This window comes from Bacillus inaquosorum KCTC 13429, from assembly GCF_000332645.1.
Lineage (GTDB): Bacteria > Bacillota > Bacilli > Bacillales > Bacillaceae > Bacillus > Bacillus inaquosorum.
The window spans coordinates 24,148-42,117 of the sequence record NZ_AMXN01000010.1 but is presented as its reverse complement, the minus strand read 5'-3'; the positions used below and the strand labels follow the sequence as shown (position 1 = coordinate 42,117).

Here is a 17,970-nt window from a genome sequence, read left to right as displayed (position 1 = left end):
TGAATCGCTCATTCATGCTTATTTTTTGGAAAGAAAAGCGTCATTGTCTGCTCGTTCCAAGATGTTTCCATATCTTCTTGGCGAACTTCATAAGGCAGCTGCACCGTTCTCGTCATGGTTGTCAAAGTGGCCTCATATTGCTGTTGCTGTTTTTCTTGAAGTGTGACATGAAGATACCTAGATTTAATATCAACCACGATGTCGCCGTCTCGAAACGTCGACGGAATCGTGATATCGACATACAGCCCTGTATCTCTTTCTCTGAGCTGTATGGTCGTCTGCACATCCTTTAAACTCGAGTTGATCAGGTTCTGAAATCCGTTTAAAAGGTTGCCGAACGCTGAGGATTGAAAAAGATGGTCTATTGCCTGTGTAATGATTTCTTCTTTCTTTTGCAGTTCGTTCTTTTTGTCATCATTGAATTCCAAATCTGCCACCGCCTTTTTTAACCAGATTATGCGCCTGTGCCAGATGTTGTTATAAATTGAAGCAAAATTGAAAGTGTGGTTAAATAGTGATGAATGAAGGGATAGCGGTTGAAGTGAATGAGAAGGGAGAAAACACATTGCTGAAAAAATTATTCGGAATGGGCAAAACTCAGGAAAAAGTAACAGAAGAGGTTATTTATTCTCCGGCAGACGGTACGGTAATGGACTTGACGGATGTGCCGGACCCTGTTTTTTCACAGAAAATGATGGGTGAAGGAATAGCGGTGGAACCCTCAAACGGTGAAATCGTTTCACCTGCTGAAGGTGAAGTGATTCAGATTTTCCACACCAAACACGCCGTTGGCATTCGGACTCGCTCGGGAATAGAACTGTTAATTCATGTCGGGCTGGAAACGGTCAATATGAACGGAGAAGGGTTTACTGCCCACATTAAAGAAGGGGACAAAGTGAAGGTCGGTGACCCGCTGATTACGTGTGATTTGGAATTAATAAAAGAAAAAGCGAGCAGTACAGTCATCCCGATCGTTATAATGAATGGTGAAGCTGTAGGATCAATTGTGCCGGCAGGCGAAAAAGCTGCGCATAAAGGTGAAACAAAGCTCCTCACAATAAAAGCGAAATAAGCAGGGCGTATGCCTTGCTTTTTTGTTTGATTGTATAAAATTTGCACCTAGCCATGCAAACAAATATTCGGTAAACTGTATTTGACAAAGAGGTGTAAAGAATGAAAAAGAAATCACTAACTGAGCTCATTTCTGAGTTAAAAGGAAATGAAAACGTTGTGAATTGGCATGAAATTGAGCCTCGTGAAGCAAGAACAAGGCCGATGCCTGAAAGTATAGACGAGAGAATAAAGACAGCCCTTTCGAATAGGGGCATTGATGAACTATATACCCACCAATATTCCGCTTTTCAATGTGTGCAAAAAGGAGAGAGCATCGTTACCGTAACGCCAACCGCATCAGGAAAAACGTTATGCTATAACCTCCCAGTCCTGCAGTCCATCGCCCAAGACGAAACAAACCGGGCGCTATATTTATTTCCGACTAAAGCGCTGGCACAGGACCAAAAGAGCGAGCTAAATGAAATCATTGATGAAATGGGCATTGATATTAAAAGCTTTACATATGACGGGGATACGTCTCCGGCAATCAGACAAAAAGTGAGAAAAGCAGGTCATATTGTCATTACAAACCCCGATATGCTGCATTCTGCCATTCTTCCGCATCATACGAAATGGGTCAGTTTGTTTGAAAACCTTAAGTATATCGTCATCGATGAGCTTCATACGTATCGCGGTGTTTTCGGGAGCCATGTGGCGAATGTGATCCGGCGGCTGAAGCGTATCTGCCGGTTTTACGGAAGCGATCCAATTTTTATTTGCACTTCCGCTACGATTGCCAACCCGAAGGAATTGGGGGAGCAGCTGACGGGCAAACCGATGCGGCTGGTCGATGACAACGGTGCCCCGAGCGGACGGAAGCACTTTGTGTTTTATAATCCGCCAATTGTGAACAAACCGCTGAATATCAGAAAGAGTGCAACAGCAGAAGTGAATGAACTGGCGAAAGAGTTTCTGAAAAACAAAGTGCAGACCATTGTTTTTGCCAGAAGCAGAGTCCGGGTGGAAATTATTTTAAGCCATATTCAAGAGCTTGTGAAAAAAGAGATCGGGACAAAGTCAATCAGAGGCTATCGGGGAGGCTATCTTCCGAAAGAGCGGAGAGAAATCGAAAGAGGGCTAAGAGAAGGCGAGATTTTAGGAGTTGTCAGTACGAATGCCTTAGAGCTTGGTGTTGATATCGGACAGCTGCAAGTGTGTGTGATGACGGGTTATCCTGGAAGTGTGGCAAGTGCATGGCAGCAGGCGGGACGAGCCGGCAGAAGACACGGTGAGTCTTTGATTATCATGGTCGCCAATTCAACGCCGATTGACCAATATATTGTGCGCCATCCAGAATACTTCTTTAACCGTTCGCCGGAATCTGCAAGAATCAATCCTGAGAATTTGATTATTTTAGTAGACCACTTAAAGTGTGCGGCGTATGAGCTTCCTTTTAGAGCTGATGAAGAGTTTGGGCCGATGGATGTCAGTGACATTCTTGAGTACCTTCAGGAAGAGGCTGTTCTTCACCGCAATGGCGAACGGTATCATTGGGCAAGCGAATCGTTCCCTGCTTCAAATATCAGTTTGCGCTCCGCATCACAAGAAAACGTCGTCATTGTTGATCAGTCAGATATTGCAAATGTAAGGATTATCGGTGAAATGGATCGATTTAGCGCGATGACGCTTTTGCATGATGAAGCGATTTATTTGCATGAAGGGGTCCAATACCAAGTAGAGAAGCTCGATTGGGACCATAAAAAGGCTTATGTCAGGAAAGTCGATGTTGAATATTATACGGATGCCAACCTGGCAGTTCAGCTAAAAGTATTAGAAGTTGATAAAACGACAGAAAACAGCCGTACGTCACTGCACTATGGTGACGTCACTGTCAATGCCCTGCCGACCATTTTTAAAAAAATAAAAATGACCACTTTCGAAAATATTGGCTCTGGTCCTATTTATTTGCCGGAAGAAGAACTGCATACAAGTGCAGCTTGGCTCGAAATCAAAACAGCAGACGAAGACATCGGGGAAAAGACGTTGGAACAGCTGCTTCTTGGCATTTCGAATGTGCTGCAGCATATTGTCCCTGTGTATATCATGTGTGACCGAAACGATGTGCATGTCGTTTCTCAAATCAAAGCAGCCCATACCGGATTGCCGACCATATTTTTATATGATCATTATCCGGGCGGTATCGGTTTGGCGGAGGAAGTCTTCAAACGATTTGCAGATATTAATGAAGCTGCGAAACAGCTGATTAAACAATGTCCCTGCCATGACGGCTGTCCGTCTTGTATAGGTACCGAAATAGACGGGATAAAAGCAAAGGAAAGAATTTTGCAGCTGTTGGATCAAATGTCGTAAGGAGGGAGGTCAGATATGTCATTAAAAGGGAAACTCCAGCGAATGAAAAAGCATATGGTGCTTGATGAAGGGGAACATAAAATAGAAGCGGGCAAACAAGAAAACAAATGCGTTGAAAACCATGCTGAAATTCCGTTTTTAGAAGAGTGGGAGGCTTTTGGCATGAAGCCTTTTTTCTTCGAAGATGAATACTGTCTCATCAGGGAAGTAGAATATCCGCTTTCTCACCGCCATGGGTTGTACAGTTTTTCTCAGCTAGATGAAGTGATCACATTGTGGAATCAAAGCAGCCTGTCGCATACGTTGTCAGCAAAAGGGTATAAGAAAAACAGCCTCTTTTTCTTTGATACAGAAACAACCGGTCTTGGAGGCGGAGCCGGAAATACTATTTTTTTGCTTGGTCATGCGAGAGTATATGAAGACCGAGTGACAGTCAAACAGCATCTTTTGCCCAAACCGGGGAATGATGTCGCCTTGTATCAAAGCTTTTTAAGCGAGGTTGACATTACATCACTTGTTACGTACAACGGAAAAGCCTTTGATTGGCCGCAGGTGAAAACAAGGCACACATTGATCCGCGACAGACTTCCGAAGCTCCCGGAGTTCGGCCACTTTGACCTTCTGCATGGAGCAAGACGCCTGTGGAAACACAAAATGGACCGTGTATCACTTGGCACGGTTGAAAAAGAGGAGCTCGGCATCCGCAGACAAGAAGATACACCGGGCTATTTGGCACCAATGCTTTACTTTCATTTTATCAAGGCGCAAGAGCCGGATCTTCTAAAAGGTGTCCTGCATCATAATGAAATGGATGTGCTATCGCTTATTTCATTGTACATTCATATGTCTAAAAAAATTCTTTCAGAATCACATGCGCCAAAAGAGCACAGTGAAGCTTATGCAATGGCGAAATGGTTTATGGCCCATAAAGAAACGGATCAGGCGGTCAAACAGCTTGAAACGCTTAAAGAAAAGCCGTTTGAGGATCAGGACAGAGCGCTGCTCGATTTATCGCACCTGTACAAGAAACAAAACCGGTTGGCAGAAGCAGTGCCGCTTTGGGAAAAGCTGTCCCGCTCCCAAAATCAGAAGTGCAGATATGATGCTGTGATAGAGCTTGCGAAATATTTTGAGCATAAGGAAAAAGCGTTCGGGAAAGCATTGCATATAACTGAACAATTACTTAGCGATGTGGCATTCTTATCAGAAAAAGAAACAGAAAAACTGCATGTGAGAATCACCCGGCTGAAGAGGAAATATTCCTCTTAAATATTCCCCGGGAAAGCGCAAAAGACGACTTGTTTCGCCATGAATTTTTTTTGCTGAATTCACATCGATTTTGTTGTAGAATAGCGGCGAATCCTGTAAAATGACGTTAGTTATTTTTAAAGGGAGAGTTGGTATGTATAAGGGTGTTTTTTACTTGTTCTTTGTTGTGGTATTTTTGATTGCTTTTGTGTTTTCAAACTTTAAAGACAGCTTAATTGCACACTTTTAAAATAGGTCTTTGTATTAGAACATGTACCCCTAATTTTTCATAGCTTAGTATTGTAATAAAGTTTATGGAAAGGGGATTTTATCATGCATCACTGCAGACCGCATATGGTGGCGCCAATTGTCCATCCTACTCATTGCTGTGAACACCATACGTTTTCGAAGACTATCGTGCCGCACATTCATCCACAGCATACAACAAACGTAAACCACCAGCATTTTCAGCACGTTCACTACTTTCCACACACTTTCTCAAATGTTGATCCGGCTACGCATCAGCATTTTCAAGCAGGAAAACCTTGCTGCGACTACTAGTATGGAAAACGTGCAGCTTGATGGTGTAAACAATGCAGCACATCAAATGGGGCCCAACGGGAGCCCCATTTTTTAAAGCAGGTGAAATGATGAAAGTATTGGCAATAACGGGCTATAAACCGTTTGAACTCGGGATATTTAAACAGGATGACAAGGCGCTGTATTACATAAAAAAAGCCATTAAGAACCGGCTGATTGCTTTTTTGGATGAAGGATTAGAATGGATTTTAATTTCAGGTCAGCTTGGGACGGAACTATGGGCGGCCGAAGCTGCATATGATTTGCAGGAAGAATACCCTGACTTAAAGGTAGCTGTCATCACGCCATTTTACGAGCAGGAAAAGAACTGGAAAGAACCGAATAAGGAACTGTATGAAGCAGTTCTGGCTCAGGCAGACTATGAAGCAAGCCTGACTCACCGTCCGTATGAAAGCCCGCTTCAATTTAAACAAAAAAATCAGTTCTTCATTGATAAGTCCGATGGGCTTCTGCTTTTATATGACCCGGAAAAGGAAGGCTCCCCTAAGTATATGCTTGGGACAGCGGAAAAAAGGCGCGAACAGGATGGCTATCCCATCTACTTTATTACAATGGATGATCTGAGAGTGACGGTAGAGGAAGACAGCTACTTGTAACAAAGAAAGAGAAATTTGACAACCGTACAGATTTCTGAAAAAATATAAGGTGATGATTCACGATACGAGGTGAAAAAGATGCTTGCTGATAAAGTAAAGCTTTCTGCGAAAGAAATTTTGGAAAAAGAATTTAAAACAGGCGTTAGAGGCTACAAGCAAGAAGACGTTGACAAATTTTTAGATATGATTATTAAGGATTATGAAACCTTCCATCAAGAAATCGAAGAACTGCAGCAGGAAAATCTGCAGCTGAAAAAGCAGCTTGAAGAAGCCAGCAAAAAACAGCCTGTGCAATCTAACACAACCAACTTTGATATTTTAAAACGGCTGTCTAACTTAGAAAAACACGTGTTTGGCAGCAAGCTTTATGATTGATCGGGCTTGAAAAAAATGGCGCTTGTAAATTGCAATCAGTTGTTATATAATAATTCATGTTCTTAACGTTCGGGTAATCGCTGCAGATCTTGAATCTGTAGAGGAAAGTCCATGCTCGCACGGTGCTGAGATGCCCGTAGTGTTCGTGCCTAGCGAAGTCATAAGCTAGGGCAGCCTTGAAAGGCTGACGGCAGGAAAAAAGCCTACGTCCTTTGGATATGGCTGAGTATCCTTGAAAGTGCCACAGTGACGAAGTCTCACTAGAAATGGTGAGAGTGGAACGCGGTAAACCCCTCGAGCGAGAAACCCAAATTTTGGTAGGGGAACCTTCTTGACGGAATTCAACGGAGAGAAGGACAGAATGCTTTCTGTAGATAGATGATTGCCGCCTGAGTACGAGGTGATAGCCGTTTGCAGTACGACGGAACAAAACATGGCTTACAGAACGTTAGATCACTTACATTTAAAATGATGAAAACAAGCTCTCCCGTATAAGGAGAGCTTTTATCTTGAGAAAAGAAAAGTTTTAAAAGACAGGGTGATACGATGAAGAAGTATACACTAATTGCAACGGCGCCGATGGGCATTGAAGCTGTTGTCGCAAAGGAAGTACGAGATTTAGGATACGAATGCAAGGTTGATAATGGAAAAGTTATTTTTGAAGGTGATGCGCTTGCCATTTGCCGCGCGAACCTTTGGCTTAGAACAGCCGACCGCATAAAGGTTCAGGTTGCTTCTTTTAAAGCGAAAACATTTGATGAACTATTTGAAAGAACGAAAGCGATTAACTGGCGCTCATTTATACCTGAAAACGGGAAATTCCCTGTCATCGGGAAATCGGTGAAATCAACACTAGCAAGCGTTCCTGACTGTCAGCGGATCGTCAAAAAAGCAATTGTCGAAAAGCTCAAGCTCCAGTCAGGGAAAGCCAATGACTGGATTGAAGAAACAGGTGCCGAGTATAAGGTGGAAATTTCTTTATTAAAAGATCAAGCAATTATTACACTGGATTCGTCGGGGACAGGCCTCCACAAACGAGGATATCGTGTCGATCAGGGCGGCGCGCCGATTAAAGAAACACTTGCTGCCGCTTTAGTGCAATTAACCAATTGGACCCCGGACCGTCCATTTGTCGATCCTTTCTGCGGTTCCGGAACGATCGCGATTGAAGCCGCGTTAATCGGTCAAAACATCGCCCCTGGATTTAACCGCGATTTTGTCTCAGAGGATTGGGAATGGATCGGTAAAGATCTGTGGGACAAAGCACGGCTTGAAGTCGAAGAAAAGGCCAACTATGACCAGCCGCTTACGATTTTCGCAAGCGACATAGACCACCGCATGGTTCAAATCGCAAAAGAGAATGCAGAGGAAGCAGGCTTGGGAGATTTAATCGAATTTAAGCAGATGCAGGTCAAGGACTTTACGACAAATCTGGAGTTTGGCGTAATTGTCGGTAACCCGCCATACGGAGAGCGTCTCGGCGAGAAAAAAGCCGTTGAGCAGATGTACAAAGAAATGGGACAGGCGTTCGAACCGCTTGATACCTGGTCTGTGTATATGCTGACATCAAACGAGAATTTTGAGGAAGCTTACGGCAGAAAAGCGACGAAGAAACGAAAGCTCTTTAACGGATTTATTAAAACGGATTATTATCAATACTGGTCAAAAGTAAGACCGCAGCGCAAGAAAACAGAAAACGCATAAAAAGAAGACGCTCTGCATGCGTCTTCTTTCATCTTTCAGCCATATTCTATCGTTACCAACGGTGAGCTTTCGCGTTGCTTCTCAATATAATGTTGGTTTGGGACATTTCAGTGTGACCGTTTACTTGAGACTTAGAACGTTTAGGCCGCGTCCAATTGTGATGAAACAGTTCAGAATGCTGATCTAATCGATTTCTATAACTCATGTCAACATCACTCCCTGATAGAATATTGTTGATAAGACGGATAATCCGGGTATACGGAATATCGAATGTAGTTTGTGCATGTTTCGGTAATAACATGCGGAAAGCATGTATATAAAATGAAAAGTTCGCATACAATGATGATTATTTCCATCAGAGGTGATCTCATGCTAAACAGCGAACATTTTAATCTTATTCAAAGGGCGCTTGACGCAACAGCAAACGAGCTGAAGGAGCTCGGGGCTGATTCGTCTCCGTCTGTGATGTCGCATGCGCAAAATGATTTAGAAAAAGCGGTGGAACATATTTATTCAACAGACCATCCTTTTTTATCGTCGCATGTGATCAATCGAAAGTAAGCTGCAAAAAAACTTGGCATTGCCAAGTTTTTTTATTGTATTCATCAGCAGGAAATGATATTATTGATGGTCTGAATGTCGAATAGTTGGGGGTTGGAACTAGGTGACAACATCACGTTTGCCTTTTTCTTTAACGAAAACAAAGAATTTTTATGAAGAATTGAACAATTGGATTGGTGACGTGTTTTACGATATCCTTCCCGAAAAAGGGTTTGATCTTCGGGATGAGCAAGTATTTATGGCTTTTCAGCTGGAGCGGGCGTTTAAAGAGAAAAAAGTCATGTTTGCCGAAGCTGGAGTGGGAACGGGGAAAACGCTGGTTTATCTTCTTTTCGCGATCAGCTATGCAAGATATGTCGGCAAACCAGCCATTATTGCTTGTGCTGATGAAACATTAATCGAACAGCTTGTGAAAAAAGAGGGCGATATTTCGAAGCTGGCGGAACATTTGGATCTGAAAATAGATACAAGGCTTTCGAAGTCACATGAGCAATATTTATGCTTGAAGAAGCTTGAAAAAACAATGCAGCGCTCTGATGAAGATAAATGGCTGGATCTTTATGAGTCATTACCGTCATTTGTCCATGAATCACAGGCGATGCAGCGCTTTTATCCGTATGGCGACCGTAAGCAGTACGCAAATCTATCGAATGAACAATGGTCTGAAGTAAGCTATGACTCGTTTCAGGATTGTCTGACTTGTGATATGAGACACAGATGCGGTTTGACGCTTTCCAGAGATTATTACCGAAAGTCTACGGACTTGATCATTTGTTCCCATGATTTTTATATGGAGCATGTGTGGACGGAAGAGTCACGCAAACGAGAGGGCCAGCTGCCGCTGCTGCCTGATCATAGTGCGGTTGTATTTGATGAAGGGCATCTGTTAGAGTTTGCCGCACAAAAAGCGTTAACCTACAGAGTGAAGCAGTCTACTCTTGAATTGTTTTTAGAACGTTTGCTTCAAAATGACATCAGAGAAGAGTTTGCTGAACTGATTGAAGATGCGCTTGCTGCGAACGACGAATTTTTCTATGTTCTTTCTGAAGAATCAAAAGAAGTGGCCGGTTCACACCGTCTAGAAATAAAAAATGACCAGCGTGTCAAAAAGGCGGCGGACGAGCTTTGCCGTTTGCTCGATAAAATCGGGGAGGCTCTCGTGTTCGAGTCTGAGATGTACACGATTGATCAATACGAGCTGTCAGTTGTGGAAGAATATGTTGAACAAATGGCGTATTCATTATCTCTATATCAAAAGGATGCGATCAGCTGGCTGGAGAAAAAGGAAGCAGAATCAACCTTTGTTGTAATGCCGAGAACGGTGGCAGAAGTGCTTGGCGAAAAAGTGTTTTCTAAGAAAATTCCTTATATCTTCTCTTCTGCTACGCTATCAGAAGGCGGTTCATTTGATTATATTGCCGACAGTCTCGGGATTCATGATTATTTGTCGTTAACCGTTGATTCTCCTTATGATTATGACGAGCAAATGACCGTTAATCTATATGCAAAAACAGAAATGACCGCTGAACAAAAAACAGCTGAAACGATTGAAACGATCAAGCGTTATAAAGGCAGAACGCTGGTGCTTTTCCCTTCTTTTGAGGAATTAAAGGAGTTTAAGCAACTGTCGGCGGCCTGGGAGCTGCCGTATCCGATTTTCTTTGAAGGTGATGAAGAAATCAGCAGCTTAGTGGAGAAATTCCAAGAGGAAGAGGAAACAGTGCTTTGTTCGGTTCACTTATGGGAAGGACTCGATATTCCTGGAGACGCATTGAAGAATGTTACTATTTGGTCATTGCCATTCCCGCCTCATGATCCTGTATTTACAGCGAAACGCAACGGGGCGAAAAAAGATCCGTTCGAAGAAGTTGATCTGCCATATATGTTATTACGCGTGCGACAGGGCATCGGGCGTCTGATTCGTTCGACTCAAGACAGCGGCTCGATTCACATTTACGCTGGCGGAGAAAATCAACGCATCATTGATGAGGTCAAAAAGGTACTTCCTGTTGAACCGCATATGATGTAATAGAAAAAAGCTGACGATCGTGTTCGTCAGCTTTTTTATTTGTCAGCGGGATAGCCATCCGCCGTCTACTGCTAAAATATGTCCATTTACATAATCTGAAGCACGTGATGCCAAAAAGACTGCAGTCCCGCCGATGTCATCCGCTTTGCCCCACCGTCCGGCAGGGATTCTCTTTAAAATGTCTTCATTTCGCTTTTCATCGTCCTGAATAGGCTTTGTATTGGCTGTAGAAATATAGCCCGGGGCGATTGCGTTCACCTGAACGCCGGACGCTGCCCACTCATTTGCAAATGATTTAGTCAAACCGGCAACAGCGTGTTTGCTCGCTGTATATGCGGGAACAAGGATACCGCCTTGAAAAGACAGAAGAGAGGCGATATTAATAATCTTTCCATAACCTCTTTTCAGCATGTGTCCGCCTGCCAGCTGTGTCAGAATAAACAAGCTGTTTAGGTTGACATTCAGTACGTGATGCCAGTTCTCTTCTGGGAAATGTTCCGCTTTTTCCCGGTGAATAATGCCGGCATTATTGACAAGGATGTCGACCTGCCGGTTTTCGAACAGCTCAGCTGCAGTATCCTTTATCGCTTCAGGCTTGCTCATATCCATTGTAAAAGACGTAAACGTTCGGCCTTCCTGTTCGACAAGCTGCTGTGTTTCAGACAGGCTGCTTTTATGTGATGTGCCGATAATATCAGCGCCAGCCCCGGCAAGTGCTTTGGCAATTCCTTGACCGATTCCCGTTCCCGGTCCCGTTACCAGCGCTGTTTTTCCTTCTAATGAAAAGGCATCATGTAGATAACTCATCTTATTTCAGCCCATCCATCGGAACGACATCCATGTCCGTGAATGTGTAGTTTTCTCCGGCCATTGCCCATACAAAGCTGTAGTTTGATGTTCCTGCGCCAGAGTGAATAGACCAGGCAGGAGAAAGGACAGCCTGCTCATTTCCGACAACAAGATGGCGTGTTTCGTCCGGCTGGCCCATGAAGTGAAACACCTTCGAATCCTTCTCAAGATCAAGGTAAAGATAAGCCTCCATCCGGCGATCATGGACGTGTGCCGGCATGGTGTTCCAGTTGTTGTTTTGATCAAGCATCGTAATTCCCATCATAAGCTGACAGCTTTTAATGCCATCTTGATGAATGACTTTGTACAGGCTTCTGACATTAGACGCTGCATCATCACCAAGGCGGTCCGGTGTCAGTTCAGAAAGAGCGGCTTTTTGCGTCGGATAGCTTTGATGAGCACAAGCGGAGATAAAGTAAAACTTAGCTTTTTCTCCGTTCAGGCTTGTAAACGCTACATCCTGATTGCCCATTCCAATATAGAGAAAATCCTTTGTTTGAAGTACATACTCATCATCGCCGACTCTGACAGCACCAGGCTGGCCAACATTAATAATCCCAATTTCACGCCGTTCCAAGAAGAAGTCTGTTTTAAGGAAATCCCCGGCATCAAGCTTCAGTTCACTTTGCCCCGGAGCTGCTCCTCCGATGACAACCCGGTCTTCATGTGAGTAATACATCGTTAGTTTATTTTCCGTAAATAAAGTATCCATTAAGAAATGGCTGCGAAGCTCCTCTGTTGTAAAGCGTTTAACTTGTTCAGGGTGTACAGAATAACGATTTTCCATTATATTTCCCCCTTGGTTAGGATTTCGGCTCACTTGAATGAAAATATTTTGGTAACGGTTTCAAAGAAAATTTTAGGATAAATAGTGAAAAGAGTCAACGGAAATATTGTGAATAAGCACATTATTAAAAAAACTCTTTCCAAATTTTAAAAATATGGTATTCTTTTGTTGTAACGGTTTTGAAATCGGTTTCAAATATATGAGATACAGGAGCACTTGAATGAAAAAGAAAACAACAGGCCATACGACCATCAAAGACGTAGCTGAATGTGCAGGAGTTTCGAAATCGACAGTTTCCCGCTATATCAACGGAAAAATTGATGCGATTTCTCCTGAAAAAGTGAAAAATATTAAAAAGGCAATTGCAGAGTTGAATTATCGGCCAAGTAAAATGGCGCAAGGTTTGAAAATAAAAAAAAGCAAATTAATCGGATTTGTTGTAGCTGACATTACAAATCCTTTTTCGGTCGCGGCTTTCAGGGGAGTCGAAGAGGTTTGTGATCAATATGGCTACAGCATTATGGTGTGCAACACAGATAACAGTCCTGAAAAAGAGCGGGAAATGCTCTTAAAACTTGAAGCCCATTCGGTTGAGGGGCTGATCTTAAACGCAACCGGAGAAAATAAGGATCTACTGAACGCCTTTGCCGAACAGCACATTCCAACGATATTAATTGACCGGAAACTTCCAGATCTGAAACTGGATACGGTAACGACTGACAACAGAAGGATCACAAAAGAGATTCTTCAGAAGATTTACAGCAAAGGGTACACTGATGTCGCGCTGTTTACCGAACCGATTTCATCTATCAGTCCTCGTGCAGAAAGAGCAGCTGTGTATCAAGAAATGGCTTCGGCTCAAAATGTGAACGGGCTTGTCAGAATGTATGAAATTGACGTGAAAAACAAGGAGCAGCTTAAGGCGGCGCTTCGTTCTTTTTACAAGGATATGCCAGAGCAAAAAAAAGCGATTCTGGCCTTGAACGGCTTAATTATGCTGAAAATCATCAGCTGTATGGAAGAGCTTGGACTGCACATCCCCCAAGATATAGGGATTGCAGGGTTCGACGATACGGAATGGTACAAACTGATCGGTCCGGGCATTACAACGATCGCCCAGCCGTCACATGATATGGGCAGGACGGCGATGGAACGTGTATTAAAAAGGATTGAAGGTGACAAGGGAGCGCCTCAAACCATTGAATTAGAGGCAGAAGTCATCATGAGAAAGTCACTTTAATCCTAGGTGCCCTCAACTAAGAGGAGGTTGGGAAAAGATGAAGCTTGATGCGGTGACATTCGGGGAATCGATGGCCATGTTTTACGCAAATGAGTACGGGGGCCTTCATGAAGCATCCACTTTTTCTAAAGGGCTGGCCGGGGCAGAAAGCAATGTTGCTTGCGGCCTGGCCAGACTCGGATTTCAGATGGGATGGATGAGCAAGGTCGGCAATGATCAGCTCGGAACATTTATTTTAGAGGCGCTTAAAAAAGAGGGGGTGGATGTGTCCCGCGTGATCCGATCGCAGGACGGAAATCCCACCGGTCTTCTGCTGAAGTCAAAAGTGAAAGAAGGCGATCCGCAAGTTACCTATTACAGGAAAAACTCAGCTGCAAGCACACTAACTTCTGCTGAATATCCGAGAGAGTATTTTCAAGGCGCAGGCCATTTGCATGTGACAGGCATTCCGCCGGCCTTATCTGCTGAAATGAAAGATTTTACCTACCACGTAATGAAGGATATGAAACATACTGGGAAAACGGTATCGTTAGATCCCAATTTAAGGCCTTCGCTTTGGCCTGATCAAGCAACGATGGCCCATACCATTAATGATCTGGCTGGTCTTGCAGATTGGTTTTTCCCGGGGATCGCAGAGGGGGAGCTATTGACCGGAGAAAAAACACCTGAAGGCATTGCCGACTATTATCTGAAAAAAGGGGTCAGCTTTGTCGCTATTAAACTCGGGAAAGAAGGCGCTTACTTTAAAACGAGGGAAAGTGAAGGATTTGCAGAAGGCTTCCGGGTCGATCGGGTGGTTGATACAGTCGGTGCCGGAGACGGATTTGCAGTCGGTGTGATCAGCGGCATCCTTGACGGTTTGTCATACAAGGATGCGGTGCAAAGAGGAAATGCGATTGGTGCTTTGCAAGTTCAGGCACCGGGGGATATGGACGGACTGCCGACGAGGGAGAAATTAGCTGCATTTTTATCTGCTCAAAGAACGGTTTACCAAAAGAAAGGGGATTATTAATATGGAGTCCAAAATCGTTGAAAACCGTCTGAAAGAAGCAAGGCTGATTGCAGTCATTCGCTCAAAGGATAAACAGGAGGCCTGTCAGCAGATTGAGAGTTTACTTGATAAAGGGGTTCGTGCAGTTGAAGTGACTTATACGACGCCAGGGGCATCAGATATTATCGAATCCTTCCGTAATAGAGAAGATATTTTAATCGGGGCGGGCACGGTTATCACTGCGCAGCAAGCGGGAGAAGCTGCTGAGGCTGGCGCGCAGTTTATTGTCAGTCCGGGTTTTTCAGCTGACCTTGCTGAACATCTTTCTTTTTTAAAGACACATTATATCCCTGGCGTATTGACTCCGAGCGAAATTATGGGAGCGCTGACATGCGGTTTTACTACATTAAAGCTGTTCCCAAGCGGTGTGTTTGGCATCCCGTTTATGAAAAATTTAGCGGGCCCTTTCCCGCAGGTGACCTTTATTCCGACAGGCGGGATACATCCGTCTGAAGTGCCGGATTGGCTCAAAGCCGGAGCTGGCGCCGTCGGTGTCGGTAGCCAGCTGGGCAACTGTTCAAAAGAAGATTTGCAGGCTGTTTTCCAAGTGTAAGGGGTATTGTTTTTTCATAACCGGAGGATGGGAGAATCCACATATGAAAATCAAAGCGACAATTGAACGGGTACCTGGCGGAATGATGATTATTCCGCTGTTTCTGGGAGCGGCGCTCAATACGTTTGCGCCTGGAACAGCGGAGTTCTTTGGAGGGTTTACGGGTGCTTTGATTACCGGAACGCTGCCGATACTGGGTGTTTTTATTTTTTGCGTAGGAGCGACGATTGATTTTCGTTCTTCAGGCTATATCGCAAGGAAAGGAATCACATTATTATTGGGGAAGGTCGGATTTGCGGCGCTGCTCGGCGTGATCGCAGCGCAATTTATACCTGATGAAGGCATACAATCCGGCTTTTTTGCAGGTCTTTCTGTTTTAGCAATTGTCGCGGTAATGAATGAAACGAACGGCGGCCTGTATTTGGCGCTTATGAACCATATGGAAAGAAAAGAGGATGCGGGCGCTTTCGCGTTTATCAGTACAGAATCAGGGCCTTTTATGACCATGGTGACGTTTGGTGTGACGGGACTTGCGGCATTCCCGTGGGAAACGCTGGCAGCGACAGTCATCCCGTTTTTACTCGGCTGTATACTTGGAAATCTTGATCATGATCTCAGAGACTTATTCAGCAAGGTTGTACCGGCGATCATCCCGTTTTTTGCCTTTTCGCTCGGCAACACCTTGAATTTTGGAATGCTGATCCAATCAGGGCTGCTCGGCATTTTTATCGGTGTTTCTGTCGTTATTTTATCGGGCGGCTCCTTGTTTTTGCTTGATCGTTTTGTCGCGCGGGGAGACGGCGTCGCGGGAGTGGCAGCTTCTTCTACGGCGGGGGCGGCTGTAGCCGTGCCATACGCATTAGCGGAAGCGAATGCTTCGTTTGCGCCAGTTGCTGAATCAGCAACGGCAATCATAGCGACAAGCGTTATTGTCACCTCGCTGCTAACCCCGCTGGCAACAGTGTGGGTGGATAAAAAAATCAATGAGAAAAAGCGGAAAACACCGCCGCCAAAAAATCAAATGACGATCAACTGAACAAAGAAGGCTGCCGTCAAAAATACCGGCAGCCTCTTATACAAACAATTTGACTTTCATACCCCCTTCCATTAGCCTGTAATGGAACGGCTAAAATAGGGAGGGAATGGATATGGAGATACATACATATGAAAAGGAATTTTTTGATCTTTTAAAAAGAATCTCACATTACAGCGAAGCAGTTGCGTTAATGCACTGGGACTCCAGAACAGGTGCGCCAAAAAACGGCTCAGAGGACCGTGCCGAAAGTATCGGACAGCTTTCAACAGATATATTCAATATCCAAACTTCAGATCGGATGAAGGAGCTTATTGATGCCCTGTATGAACGATTTGATGACTTATCTGAAGATACGAAAAAGGCAGTGGAGCTAGCGAAAAAAGAGTATGAAGAGAATAAAAAAATCCCTGAGGCTGAATACAAGGAATACGTGATTCTGTGTTCAAAGGCAGAAACCGCGTGGGAAGAAGCGAAAGGGAAATCTGATTTCAGCTTGTTTTCCCCATATTTAGAGCAGCTGATTGAATTCAATAAACGTTTTATTACATATTGGGGTTATCAAGAGCATCCTTATGATGCATTGCTTGATTTGTTTGAGCCGGGTGTCACGGTAAAGGTGCTTGATCAGCTGTTTTCCGAGCTCAAGGAAGCAATTATTCCTCTTGTTACACAGGTGACAGCTTCCGGAAATAAACCAGATACAAGCTTTATCACAAGAGAGTTCCCTAAAGGAAAGCAAAAAGAGCTCAGCCTGTATTTTTTACAGGAGCTTGGCTACGATTTTGATGGCGGACGGCTTGATGAAACTGTTCATCCGTTTGCGACCACGATGAACCGCGGAGACGTTAGGGTCACGACGAGATATGATGAAAAAGATTTCCGTACGGCGATCTTCGGCACCATTCATGAGTGCGGTCACGCGATATATGAGCAAAATATTGACGAAGCACTGAGCGGCACGAACTTGTCAGACGGTGCATCAATGGGAATCCATGAATCTCAATCATTATTTTACGAGAATTTTATCGGCCGCAACAAGCATTTTTGGACACCGTACTATAAGAAGATTCAAGAAGCATCACCTAAACAGTTCAAGGACATCTCGCTGGATGATTTTGTCCGTGCAATCAATGAATCAAAACCTTCCTTCATCAGGGTTGAAGCGGATGAATTAACGTATCCTCTTCATATTATCATCCGATATGAAATTGAAAAAGCGATTTTCAGCAATGAAGTGTCTGTAGAAGAACTGCCGTCGCTTTGGAATCAAAAATACCAGGATTACTTAGGGATTACACCACAGACGGACGCAGAGGGGATTTTACAGGACGTCCATTGGGCAGGAGGAGATTTCGGCTACTTCCCATCCTATGCGCTTGGCTACATGTATGCGGCTCAGCTGAAACAAAAAATGCTCGAGGATCTGCCTGAGTTTGACACTCTTTTGGAAAGAGGGGAATTTCATCCGATAAAACAATGGCTGACGGAAAAGGTACACATTCACGGAAAACGGAAAAAGCCGTTAGACATTATTAAAGATGGAACAGGAGAAGAGCTGAATGTACGTTATTTGATTGACTATTTGTCAAACAAATATTCAAATCTCTATCTGTCGTAATCAAAAGCCTGGCGGTGCGGCCGTCAGGCTTTTTTAGAATCAAAATACATAAAAGACGAATGATTATCAAGAAAATAAAAATAAAGTTCGGAAATTTTGTTTTTTTGTCTATGCAAGAGATTAGAATTTTGATATAATTTATTACAATATCATAGGAACACTCATATAATCGCGTGGATATGGCACGCAAGTTTCTACCGGACACCGTAAATGTTCGACTATGAGTGAGCAATGAGACCGCACGTGTACGGTTTTTTATTATATCAGCATTGCTTGCTCTTTTTTGAGCGGGCAATGCTT

General features: G+C 43.9%; 19 protein-coding genes, 1 other RNA gene and 1 riboswitch. Of the genes, 16 read left to right on the top strand and 4 right to left on the bottom strand.

The features are described 5' to 3' along the window. Window positions 1-8: 8 nt before the first annotated feature. The gene (locus BSI_RS01710) at window positions 9-428 is read right to left on the bottom strand and encodes an Hsp20/alpha crystallin family protein (protein ID WP_004398001.1); all 420 of its coding nucleotides are present in this window, start codon (window positions 426-428) and stop codon (window positions 9-11) included. 137 nt (window positions 429-565) lie between these two features. Here BSI_RS01710 and BSI_RS01715 point away from each other — a divergent pair, with 137 nt between their 5' ends. The 9 genes from BSI_RS01715 (at window position 566) to BSI_RS01740 (ending at window position 7,946) form a co-directional block, all read left to right on the top strand. Further along, window positions 566-1,072, top strand: a complete 507-nt coding sequence (locus BSI_RS01715) for a PTS sugar transporter subunit IIA (protein WP_029316845.1) — start codon at window positions 566-568, stop codon at window positions 1,070-1,072. 101 nt (window positions 1,073-1,173) lie between these two features. Continuing rightward, window positions 1,174-3,423, top strand: a complete 2,250-nt coding sequence (gene mrfA, locus BSI_RS01720) for an ATP-dependent helicase MrfA (RefSeq protein WP_004397999.1) — start codon at window positions 1,174-1,176, stop codon at window positions 3,421-3,423. A gap of 15 nt (window positions 3,424-3,438) precedes the next feature. Beyond that, on the top strand, window positions 3,439-4,692 hold the full coding sequence (locus BSI_RS01725; RefSeq protein WP_004397997.1) for a ribonuclease H-like domain-containing protein: 1,254 nt from the start codon (window positions 3,439-3,441) through the stop codon (window positions 4,690-4,692). Between the two features lie 100 nt (window positions 4,693-4,792). Next, on the top strand, window positions 4,793-4,921 hold the full coding sequence (locus BSI_RS22860; protein ID WP_003230707.1) for a hypothetical protein: 129 nt from the start codon (window positions 4,793-4,795) through the stop codon (window positions 4,919-4,921). An 83-nt stretch (window positions 4,922-5,004) separates the two neighbouring features. Beyond that, entirely contained in the window at window positions 5,005-5,232 is a 228-nt protein-coding gene (cotD, locus tag BSI_RS22385) for a spore coat protein CotD (RefSeq protein WP_080010830.1), read from the top strand. Window positions 5,233-5,321: 89 nt separating this feature from the next. Beyond that, a complete protein-coding gene (locus BSI_RS01730) occupies window positions 5,322-5,867 on the top strand; it encodes an SLOG family protein (protein ID WP_032732355.1) in 546 nt (181 codons plus the stop codon). Between the two features lie 78 nt (window positions 5,868-5,945). Continuing rightward, on the top strand, window positions 5,946-6,242 hold the full coding sequence (gene gpsB / locus BSI_RS01735; RefSeq protein WP_003225629.1) for a cell division regulator GpsB: 297 nt from the start codon (window positions 5,946-5,948) through the stop codon (window positions 6,240-6,242). Between the two features lie 65 nt (window positions 6,243-6,307). Beyond that, an RNA gene (gene rnpB, locus BSI_RS22380) (RNase P RNA component class B) lies at window positions 6,308-6,688 on the top strand. 100 nt (window positions 6,689-6,788) lie between these two features. Further along, complete coding sequence (locus tag BSI_RS01740; protein WP_004397974.1) at window positions 6,789-7,946, top strand: THUMP domain-containing class I SAM-dependent RNA methyltransferase; 1,158 nt, start codon at window positions 6,789-6,791, stop codon at window positions 7,944-7,946. Window positions 7,947-7,998: 52 nt separating this feature from the next. Here BSI_RS01740 and BSI_RS22375 read toward each other — a convergent pair whose 3' ends face one another. Then, window positions 7,999-8,151, bottom strand: coding sequence for a YpzG family protein (locus BSI_RS22375; RefSeq protein ID WP_010327933.1), 153 nt, complete (start codon window positions 8,149-8,151; stop codon window positions 7,999-8,001). A 164-nt stretch (window positions 8,152-8,315) separates the two neighbouring features. On the opposite strand from BSI_RS22375, the gene BSI_RS01745 reads away from it, so the two are divergent. Together BSI_RS01745 and BSI_RS01750 are read left to right on the top strand one after the other, a co-directional pair. Continuing rightward, entirely contained in the window at window positions 8,316-8,507 is a 192-nt protein-coding gene (locus tag BSI_RS01745) for a hypothetical protein (RefSeq protein WP_004397973.1), read from the top strand. Between the two features lie 103 nt (window positions 8,508-8,610). Next, complete coding sequence (locus tag BSI_RS01750) at window positions 8,611-10,536, top strand: ATP-dependent DNA helicase (protein ID WP_004397972.1); 1,926 nt, start codon at window positions 8,611-8,613, stop codon at window positions 10,534-10,536. A 42-nt stretch (window positions 10,537-10,578) separates the two neighbouring features. Here the strand turns inward: BSI_RS01750 and kduD are convergent, their stop codons facing one another. Together kduD and kduI are read right to left on the bottom strand one after the other, a co-directional pair. Then, a complete protein-coding gene (kduD, locus tag BSI_RS01755) occupies window positions 10,579-11,343 on the bottom strand; it encodes a 2-dehydro-3-deoxy-D-gluconate 5-dehydrogenase KduD (protein WP_004397971.1) in 765 nt (254 codons plus the stop codon). Window position 11,344: 1 nt separating this feature from the next. Continuing rightward, the gene (gene kduI / locus BSI_RS01760; protein WP_004397970.1) at window positions 11,345-12,172 is read right to left on the bottom strand and encodes a 5-dehydro-4-deoxy-D-glucuronate isomerase; all 828 of its coding nucleotides are present in this window, start codon (window positions 12,170-12,172) and stop codon (window positions 11,345-11,347) included. A 220-nt stretch (window positions 12,173-12,392) separates the two neighbouring features. Between kduI and kdgR the strand changes: the two genes are divergently transcribed. From kdgR to ypwA, 5 genes are all read left to right on the top strand, one after another. After that, entirely contained in the window at window positions 12,393-13,412 is a 1,020-nt protein-coding gene (gene kdgR / locus BSI_RS01765; protein ID WP_004397969.1) for a pectin utilization transcriptional regulator KdgR, read from the top strand. 37 nt (window positions 13,413-13,449) lie between these two features. After that, window positions 13,450-14,424, top strand: a complete 975-nt coding sequence (gene kdgK / locus BSI_RS01770) for a 2-dehydro-3-deoxygluconokinase (RefSeq protein ID WP_004397968.1) — start codon at window positions 13,450-13,452, stop codon at window positions 14,422-14,424. 1 nt (window position 14,425) lies between these two features. Then, a complete protein-coding gene (eda, locus tag BSI_RS01775; RefSeq protein WP_004397967.1) occupies window positions 14,426-15,016 on the top strand; it encodes a bifunctional 4-hydroxy-2-oxoglutarate aldolase/2-dehydro-3-deoxy-phosphogluconate aldolase in 591 nt (196 codons plus the stop codon). A gap of 43 nt (window positions 15,017-15,059) precedes the next feature. Continuing rightward, window positions 15,060-16,052: a 2-keto-3-deoxygluconate transporter gene (kdgT, locus tag BSI_RS01780; protein ID WP_004397966.1), complete on the top strand. Its 993-nt coding sequence runs from the start codon at window positions 15,060-15,062 to the stop codon at window positions 16,050-16,052. 112 nt (window positions 16,053-16,164) lie between these two features. Then, on the top strand, window positions 16,165-17,670 hold the full coding sequence (ypwA, locus tag BSI_RS01785; protein WP_004397965.1) for a carboxypeptidase: 1,506 nt from the start codon (window positions 16,165-16,167) through the stop codon (window positions 17,668-17,670). Window positions 17,671-17,811: 141 nt separating this feature from the next. Then, window positions 17,812-17,911, top strand: a riboswitch (purine riboswitch). Window positions 17,912-17,970 lie beyond the last annotated feature (59 nt).